General features: G+C 70.9%; 7 protein-coding genes. 3 read left to right on the top strand and 4 right to left on the bottom strand.

Annotated elements, in window-relative coordinates; all coding sequences use genetic code 11:
• The first annotated feature begins 239 nt into the window (after positions 1-239).
• The 3 genes from ACFWJW_RS18460 (at position 240) to ACFWJW_RS18450 (ending at position 4,018) form a co-directional block, all read left to right on the top strand.
• The gene (locus ACFWJW_RS18460; protein WP_387241935.1) at positions 240-2,036 is read left to right on the top strand and encodes a DEAD/DEAH box helicase; all 1,797 of its coding nucleotides are present in this window, start codon (positions 240-242) and stop codon (positions 2,034-2,036) included.
• Positions 2,037-2,473: 437 nt separating this feature from the next.
• Complete coding sequence (locus tag ACFWJW_RS18455; protein ID WP_387241932.1) at positions 2,474-3,115, top strand: IclR family transcriptional regulator; 642 nt, start codon at positions 2,474-2,476, stop codon at positions 3,113-3,115.
• 123 nt (positions 3,116-3,238) lie between these two features.
• Entirely contained in the window at positions 3,239-4,018 is a 780-nt protein-coding gene (locus tag ACFWJW_RS18450; RefSeq protein WP_387241929.1) for a S16 family serine protease, read from the top strand.
• A gap of 81 nt (positions 4,019-4,099) precedes the next feature.
• On the opposite strand, the gene ACFWJW_RS18445 is transcribed toward ACFWJW_RS18450, so the two are convergent.
• Genes ACFWJW_RS18445 through ACFWJW_RS18430 form a run of 4 tightly spaced genes read right to left on the bottom strand, consistent with a single transcriptional unit; the run spans position 4,100 to position 7,908 of the window.
• On the bottom strand, positions 4,100-5,110 hold the full coding sequence (locus tag ACFWJW_RS18445; protein ID WP_387241926.1) for a glycine betaine ABC transporter substrate-binding protein: 1,011 nt from the start codon (positions 5,108-5,110) through the stop codon (positions 4,100-4,102).
• Positions 5,107-5,997 (bottom strand): ABC transporter permease, encoded by an 891-nt coding sequence (locus tag ACFWJW_RS18440; RefSeq protein WP_387241923.1) that lies wholly within the window; start codon positions 5,995-5,997, stop codon positions 5,107-5,109. Before ACFWJW_RS18440 ends, ACFWJW_RS18445 begins: the two co-directional genes overlap by 4 nt.
• Positions 5,994-7,268, bottom strand: coding sequence for a betaine/proline/choline family ABC transporter ATP-binding protein (locus ACFWJW_RS18435; protein WP_387241920.1), 1,275 nt, complete (start codon positions 7,266-7,268; stop codon positions 5,994-5,996). Before ACFWJW_RS18435 ends, ACFWJW_RS18440 begins: the two co-directional genes overlap by 4 nt.
• Entirely contained in the window at positions 7,261-7,908 is a 648-nt protein-coding gene (locus ACFWJW_RS18430) for an ABC transporter permease (protein WP_387241917.1), read from the bottom strand. Before ACFWJW_RS18430 ends, ACFWJW_RS18435 begins: the two co-directional genes overlap by 8 nt.
• Positions 7,909-7,922 lie beyond the last annotated feature (14 nt).

Raw genomic sequence — 7,922 nt, 5'->3', positions numbered from 1 at the left:
GTGCCGGACGTAAAGCGAAGCAGTCCGGCACACCCCACCCGCGGAGGCCCGTCACCGCACCCGACAGCCCCGCGCAGCGGCACCGCCCGCCGCAGGCGCAACGGCGGGACAGCCAAAAACGTGGGCCGAAGGCAAAGCGCAGCGAAACGGCGGGAAAGCCGACACCGTGGGAAGCCAAGCCCAAGCGCAGCGGTAGGGTGGCGCGGTTGCCGATCCCCCGAGTCCAGCCGACGGAGACCGTGACTACCACCACCAGCGCCACCAATAACCATCACCTGTCCCCGGCCTTTCCGGGGCGGGCCCCTTGGGGTACCGCGAACAAGCTGCGTGCCTGGCAGCAGGCGGCCATGGACCGCTACATCCAGACGCAGCCGAGAGACTTTCTCGCCGTCGCGACGCCGGGCGCCGGCAAGACGACCTTCGCGCTCACGCTGGCCTCGTGGCTGCTGCATCATCACGTCGTGCAGCAGGTGACGGTGGTCGCACCGACGGAGCATCTGAAGAAGCAGTGGGCGGAGGCGGCGGCCCGGATAGGCATCAAGCTCGATCCGGAGTACAGCGCGGGGCCGCTGGGCCGCGAGTACCACGGTGTGGCGGTGACCTATGCCGGTGTGGGTGTCCGGCCGATGCTGCACCGCAACCGGATCGAGCAGCGCAAGACGCTGGTGATTCTCGATGAGATCCATCACGCCGGTGACTCGAAGTCGTGGGGCGAGGCGTGTCTGGAGGCGTTCGAGCCGGCGACCCGGCGGCTGGCGCTGACCGGTACGCCCTTCCGGTCCGACACCAACCCGATTCCGTTCGTGACGTACGAGGAGGGGAACGACGGCATCCGGCGTTCCTCGGCCGACTACACCTACGGCTACGGCAACGCGCTGGGCGACGGCGTCGTCCGGCCGGTCATCTTCCTCTCCTACAGCGGCAATATGCGCTGGCGGACGAAGGCGGGTGACGAGATCGCGGCCCGGCTGGGCGAGCCGATGACCAAGGACGCGGTCTCGCAGGCGTGGCGTACGGCGCTGGATCCGCGCGGTGAGTGGATGCCCAATGTGCTGCGCGCGGCCGATCAGCGGCTGAGCGAGGTCCGTAAGTCGATTCCGGATGCCGGGGCGCTGGTGATCGCCTCCGATCAGGAGCAGGCGCGGGCGTACGCCAAGCTGATCCGGGAGATCACCGGGGAGGGCGCCACCCTGGTGCTGTCCGACGACTCCGGGGCCTCGCAGCGCATCGATGACTTCGCGCACTCCCAGGACCGCTGGATGGTCGCGGTCCGGATGGTGTCCGAGGGGGTGGACGTGCCGCGGCTGGCGGTCGGGGTGTATGCCACCACGATCTCGACGCCGCTGTTCTTCGCGCAGGCCGTGGGGCGGTTCGTGCGCTCCCGTAAGCGTGGCGAGACCGCTTCCGTCTTCCTGCCCACCGTTCCGATGCTGCTCGGCTTCGCCAATGAGATGGAGGTCGAGCGCGACCACGTCCTCGACAAGCCGAAGAAGGACGGGGAGGAAGACCCGTACGCCGAGTCCGAGAAGGAGATGGACGAGGCGAACAAGGAGCAGGACGAGGACACCGGCGAGCAGGAGCAGTTCTCGTTCGAGGCGCTGGAGTCGGAGGCGGTCTTCGACCGGGTCCTCTACGACGGTGCCGAGTTCGGTATGCAGGCGCACGCGGGCAGCGAGGAGGAGCAGGACTACCTCGGCATCCCCGGGCTGCTGGAGCCCGACCAGGTGCAGATGCTGTTGCAGAAGCGGCAGGCGCGGCAGATCGCGCACAGCAAGAAGCGGCCGGATGCGGAGGCGGATCTGCTGGAGCTGCCGGCCGAGCGGCGGCCGGTGGTCACGCACAAGGAGCTGCTGGAACTCCGGAAGCAGCTGAACACGCTGGTCGGCGCGTATGTGCACCAGAGCGGGAAGCCGCACGGGGTGATCCACACCGAGCTGCGGCGGGTGTGCGGCGGGCCGCCGAGCGCGGAGGCCACCGCCGGGCAGCTCGGTGAGCGGATCAAGAAGGTCCAGGAGTGGGCGACGCGGATGCGGTGAGCCCTGCCGGGGTTCGTGGGGCGGTGTGCCGTGGGACGGCGCGCCGCCCTGTTGCGTACCCGGCCCGACGGGACCCCGCGACGTGCCGGGCACGTTCGTCCGGCCCCGGGGCGCCCCCTGGACCGGACGGCCCCGTCGCACCCGGGTGACCCCATCACCCCCGGATATCGCCGTAGCCCTCCCTGAAACACCACACGGAGAAGAACGGGGCGCTCTGGGCGGACGTACTGGGATATTCCGGGCGTGAGCGACCGGATTCTGGACGGACTCTTCCGCTCACCGAACCGGCTCGCTACTGTCCCGGTCACGCACACGCCCCGTGGCAGCGCCGCCGCGGAGCGCAGCCGGTGCCATGCGGCCGGCGGCCTCTAGCGCGCGCTGCCTCCGGGACCGCAGCGCGTCGCGCCCAAGGGCCGCCACTCACCCAGGAGGGCGTCGTGACCGCAGAGACCTCCCAGACACTCGACCGAGGGCTGCGTGTCCTCAAACTCCTCGCCGACACCGATCACGGGCTGACCGTCACCGAGCTGTCCAACAAGCTCGGCGTCAACCGCACGGTGGTCTACCGCCTCCTGGCCACGCTGGAGCAGCACGCCCTGGTGCGCCGCGACATCGGCGGCCGGGCCCGGGTGGGCCTGGGCGTGCTGCGCCTGGGCCGTCAGGTGCATCCGCTGGTCAGGGAGGCCGCGCTGCCCGCGCTGCGGTCGCTCGCCGAGGACGTGGGGGCCACCGCGCATCTCACCCTCGTCGACGGCACGGAGGCGCTGGCGGTGGCCGTGGTGGAGCCGAGCTGGACCGACTACCACGTGGCCTACCGGGCCGGTTTCCGTCATCCGCTGGACCGGGGAGCCGCCGGGCGGGCGATCCTCAAGGCCCGGCAGGGCCGCACCCATGACGCCGGACTCGCCCTGACGCACGGGGAGTTGGAGGCCGGCGCGAGCGGCGCGGCGGCCCCGCTGCTCGGGGTGAGCGGCATCGAGGGGAGCGTGGGCGTGGTGATGCTCGCCGACACCGTCTCCGAGCGGGTCGGACCGCGGGTGGTCGAGGCGGCCCGGGAGGTGTCCGAGGCGCTCCGCTGAGCCCTGGTGCGGCCGGGGCCGTGGGGTGCGGAGGGTCCGTGGGGTGTGAAGGGGCGGTGGCCGTGTCGTGAGGCGGCAGCGCCTTGAGGCCCTGGTGGGGCGGGGGTCATTTAGGGTGGCGGAGTGTCTGCACGCACCCGAGCCCTGGCGGTCTGCACCGCCCTCGTCCTCGCCCTTCTCGTCACCGCGGTCCTCGCCCCGCTGCCGTATGCGCTCGCGTATCCCGGCATGACGGCGAATGTCCTCGGCAGCGACGAGGGCAAGCCGGTGATCACCATCAGCGGCGCGCGGACCCGGAAGACGGACGGGCAGCTGCGGATGACCTCGATCGTGGCGACCGGCCCGGAGGCCGCCGTCCATCTGCCGGACATCGTCAAGGGCTGGTTCCGTACGGACGAGGCCGTGATGCCGCGGGAGGCGGTCTACCCGGTGGGCGAGAACACCGAGGAGATCGCCGAGCACAATGCGCAGCAGATGCGGGAGTCCCAGGACAGCGCCACCAGCGCCGCGCTCGGGCAGCTCGGCAAGTCCGGAGCGGACATCAAGGTCAAGCTGATGCTCGCGGACGTCGGCGGGCCGAGCGCCGGGCTGATGTTCGCCCTGGGCATCGTCGACAAGCTGGACGGCGACGGCGCGGGCCATGATCTGACCGGCGGGCGCACCATCGCCGGCACCGGGACGATCACGGCCGGCGGCAAGGTCGGCGCGGTGGGCGGCGTCCCGCTGAAGACACAGGCCGCGCGGCGGGACCACGCCACGGTCTTCCTCGTCCCGCGCAAGGAGTGCGCGGACGCGCGGGCGGAGCTGCCGAAGGGGCTGCGGCTGATCCCGGTCAGCACGCTCGACGGCGCGGTGGACGCCCTGAAGGCGCTGCGGACCGGGGGCAAGGTCCCCAGCTGCTGAGGTGGCGGGCCAGGGCGTGTCCGCAGGCGGGGAGCGGCGGACGCGGTGCCGGGCGGCTCGGGCCGGGTGCCCGGCGGCTCCTCACCCCTCCTTGATGAACCCCTCCCGCACCAGCCAGTCCTTGGCGACCTCGTGCGGGTCCTCGCCGTCCACGTCGACCTTGCGGTTCAGCTCCTGGGCGACGGTGTTGTTGAGGGCCTTGGTGACCGGGGCCAGCACCTCGGCCATCGCCGGGTACTTCTTCAGCGCCTTGGCGTTGATCTCCGGAGCGACGTTGTAGTTGGGGAAGAAGTGCTTGTCATCGGCGAGGACGTGCAGATGCATCGCCTTGATCCGGCCGTCGGTGGTGAAGACCTCGCCGAACGCGCAGGTGCCCTTCTCCGTCTCGGTGTAGACGACGCCGCCGGTCATCTTGCGGATGTTGGCGGACGGCACGTTCATGCCGTAGGCGCGCGCCATGCCCGGCAGCCCGTCGTTGCGGGTGGCGAACTCGTTCTCCACGCACATCGTCACGGCGCCGGGGTTCTTGTGGGACAGCGCCGCGACCTCGGAGAGGTTGTGCACCCCCAGCTTCTTGTAGTTGGCGGTGTTCAGCGCCAGCGCGTAGGTGTTGTTCAGCGTCGAGGCCGGCAGCCAGACGATGCCGTTCTTGGCGTCCTCGTCGCGGACCGCCTTCCACTGCTCGTAGGGGTCGATGATCGGCTTGGTGTGGCCGAGGTAGGTGATCCAGCCGGTGCCGGTGTACTCGTACGCGGCGTCCGCCGTGCCGGACCGGACCGCCTCCCGGGCGCCGATCGACCCCTGGATGCTGGTCTTGTCGATGACCAGGGCGCCGGCCGCCTGGAAGGCCAGCCCCATGATCTGGCCGAGGACGATCTGCTCGGTGAACTCCTTCGAGGTCACGGTCAGATGCGCCCCGGTGAGCGGGCGGTCCGGATAGCCCGCCTTCGGGCCCGGCAGCACGTTGTCGGACATCGCACTGCCGCTGACCAGGCCACATCCGCCGAGGACGAGCGCGGCGAGCAGGGCGACGGTGAGCCGGGTGGCCGGGCGGCGCCGGGGGCGGCGGGCCGGGTGGGGGCGTCTGCTCATGCCGTCACCTCCAGACCGCGCGGGCGGAGCAGCAGTTCGGCCAGCGAGGCCAGCCATTCGACCAGCAGGGCGAGCGCCACGGTCAGCACCGAACCGAGGATGAGTACGGGCATCCGCTGGGTGACGATCCCCGCCGAGATCAGGTCCCCGAGACCGCCGCCGCCGCCGAAGGTCGCCAGCGTCGCGGTGCCGACGTTCAGCACCAGCGCGGTCCGGACCCCGGCCAGGATCAGCGGTACGGCCAGCGGGAGCTCGACCTGGGTCAGCACGCCGGTGGGGGACATGCCGATGCCCCGGGCGGCCTCGGTCAGCGTCGGATCGATACCGCGCAGCCCGGCGATGGTGTTGGCGAGCACCGGCAGCACGGCGTAGATGACCATGCCGACGATCGCCGACCGGGCACCGATGCCCAGCCAGATCACCAGCAGCACCAGCAGACCCAGGGCCGGCACCGCCTGCCCGAGGTTGGCGAAGGCCATCGCGACCGGGGTGGCTCGGCGGAGCTTGGACCGGGTCAGTGCGATGCCCAGCGGGATCGCGATGATCAGTACGAAGAAGGTGGAGATCGCGGTCAGCTGGATGTGCTGGCGCAGCGCCAGCCACACCTTGCCGTTGTCCACCGCCTGATGGGCGATGGAGTCCAGCCGGGCGCCGCGGAACCACAGCCAGGTGGCGAGCAGCGCGAGCACCAGGAAGGCGGGCATGAAGGTCCACTTCTGCCAGGTGATCCGGCGCACACCGGCCTGGGCGGACGGGACGGGCGCCTCACCGGCGGCCACCTCCCGCTGCTCCATTTCGACTTCGTCCCTGAAGGCCAGCGCCTCGTGGTCGCTCGGCTGCCGCCCGGACCGGCGCGGGCGCTCGTCGCTCCCGCCGCGGGGGCTCATGCGGGGCCTCCCGGGCCGCCCTCGGGGCCGCCCGTCCCGGCCAGGCCCTCCTGCTCCATCTGGGTCTGGCGGGCGCGCCGCTCCTGGAGCTGGTGCTGATGCTCGATCGCTTCGAGGCGGTCCGCCTCCAGCAGCTCATGGACGTTGTTCATCAGCGTCGCCATGTCGACCACGCCGATGTACTCGCCGCGCCGCCCGGTGACCGTGACCCGGCCCGCGCTGTCGGTGAGCACCGCCTCCAGGGCGTCGCGCAGCGTCGCGTCCCGGGACACCGTGTGCTGGACCAGGGTTCCGGCCCGGGCCAGCGATTCCCTGGCGCGGGCCAGGTCGCCGCGGCGCAGCCATTTGTACGGGCGGCGGTTGCGGTCCAGCAGCAGCAGTTCGTTGTGGGAGCCGGAGCGCAGCCGGTCGAAGATGGTCTCCAGGGGGTCGTCGAGGCCGGCGGTGGGGAAGTCGACCACGCCCACGTCCCGTACGCGGGTCAGGTTCAGCCGCTTGAGTGCCGCCCCGGCGCCCACGAAACCGGAGACGAAGTCGTCCGTCGGGTTGGTGAGAATGGCTTCGGGGGTGTCGAACTGGGCGATGTGCGAGTGCTCGCGGAGCACCGCGATCCGGTCGCCGAGCTTGATGGCCTCGTCGAAGTCGTGGGTGACGAAGCAGATGGTCTTGTGCAGCTCGTGCTGGAGCCGGATCAGCTCGTCCTGGAGGTGGTCGCGGGTGATCGGGTCGACGGCGCCGAACGGCTCGTCCATCAGCAGGACGGGCGGGTCGGCGGCCAGCGCGCGGGCCACCCCGACGCGCTGCTGCTGGCCGCCGGAGAGCTGGCGCGGATAGCGGCCGTGGAATTCGCGCGGGTCCAGGCCGACCAGGTCGAGCATCTCCTCGACCCGGTTGCGCACCCGGCTCTTGGACCAGCCGATCATCTTCGGGACCTGGCCGATGTTCTGGGCGACCGTCATGTGCGGGAAGAGGCCGGACGCCTGGATGGCGTAGCCCACCCTGCGGCGCAGCTTGACCGGGTCCATGTCGGTGACGTCCTCGTCGCCGATCCGGATCCGCCCGTGGGTCGGCTCGATCAGCCGGTTGATCATCTTGAGGCAGGTGGACTTGCCGCAGCCCGAGGGCCCCACGAAGATCACGATCTCGCCGGCCTTGACCTCCAGATTGACGTTGTCCACCGCGGGACTGGGGTTCCCCGGGTAGATCTTCGTCAGGTCCTCCAGATGGATCCTGGCCCCGGAGGCCGGGGTGGTCTCGGTCGTCTCAGGCACGGATCCCCCTGGAGATGGTCAGGCGTCCGATCAGGACGTATGCGGCGTCGAAGAGAAGAGCGAGGATGGCGATCCCGAGGGTGCCGGAGAGCACCTGGTTGAGGGAGTTGGCGCTGCCCAGCGAGGCGATCCCGCGGAAGATCTCGTTGCCCAGGCCGGGGCCGGAGGCGAAGGCGGCGATGGCGGCGATGCCCATCAGCATCTGGGTGGCGACCCGGATGCCGGTGAGGATGGGCGGCCAGGCCAGCGGCAGTTCGACGCGGAAGAGCTGGGTGGTGCGGGACATCCCGATGCCCCGGGCCGCGTCGACCAGGTCCGGGTCCACCCCGCGCAGCCCGACGATGGCGTTACGGACCACCGGCAGCAGCCCGTACAGGGTCAGGGCGATCACCGTCGGGGGGACGCCGAGGCCGACGATCGGGATCAGCAGACCGATCAGGGCCAGGGAGGGGATGGTCAGGATGGTGGCGGTCGAGGTGGTGGCGAGGTTGCCCGCCCACTCGCTGCGATAGGTCGCCACGGCGATGCAGACCCCCAGCACGGTGGCCAGCACCATGCACTGGAAGACCGCGCTGGCGTGCTGATATGTGTCCGTCAGCAGCTGGGCGTGCCGGGTGCCGACGTACTCCCAGAAGCTCACTCGGTCTCCTCGGT

The organism is Streptomyces sp. NPDC127097, from assembly GCF_042724075.1.
Classification (GTDB): domain Bacteria; phylum Actinomycetota; class Actinomycetes; order Streptomycetales; family Streptomycetaceae; genus Streptomyces.
Note: the sequence above shows the minus strand (reverse complement) of the source record. Positions and strands in the feature narration are given on the sequence as shown.

Excerpts from the sequence above, each read along its gene's own strand:
- ACFWJW_RS18440 (WP_387241923.1), bottom strand. The coding sequence starts at position 5,997 with ATGAGCCCCCGCGGCGGGAGCGACGAGCGCCCGCGCCGGTCCGGGCGG.
- ACFWJW_RS18445 (WP_387241926.1), bottom strand. The coding sequence starts at position 5,110 with ATGAGCAGACGCCCCCACCCGGCCCGCCGCCCCCGGCGCCGCCCGGCC.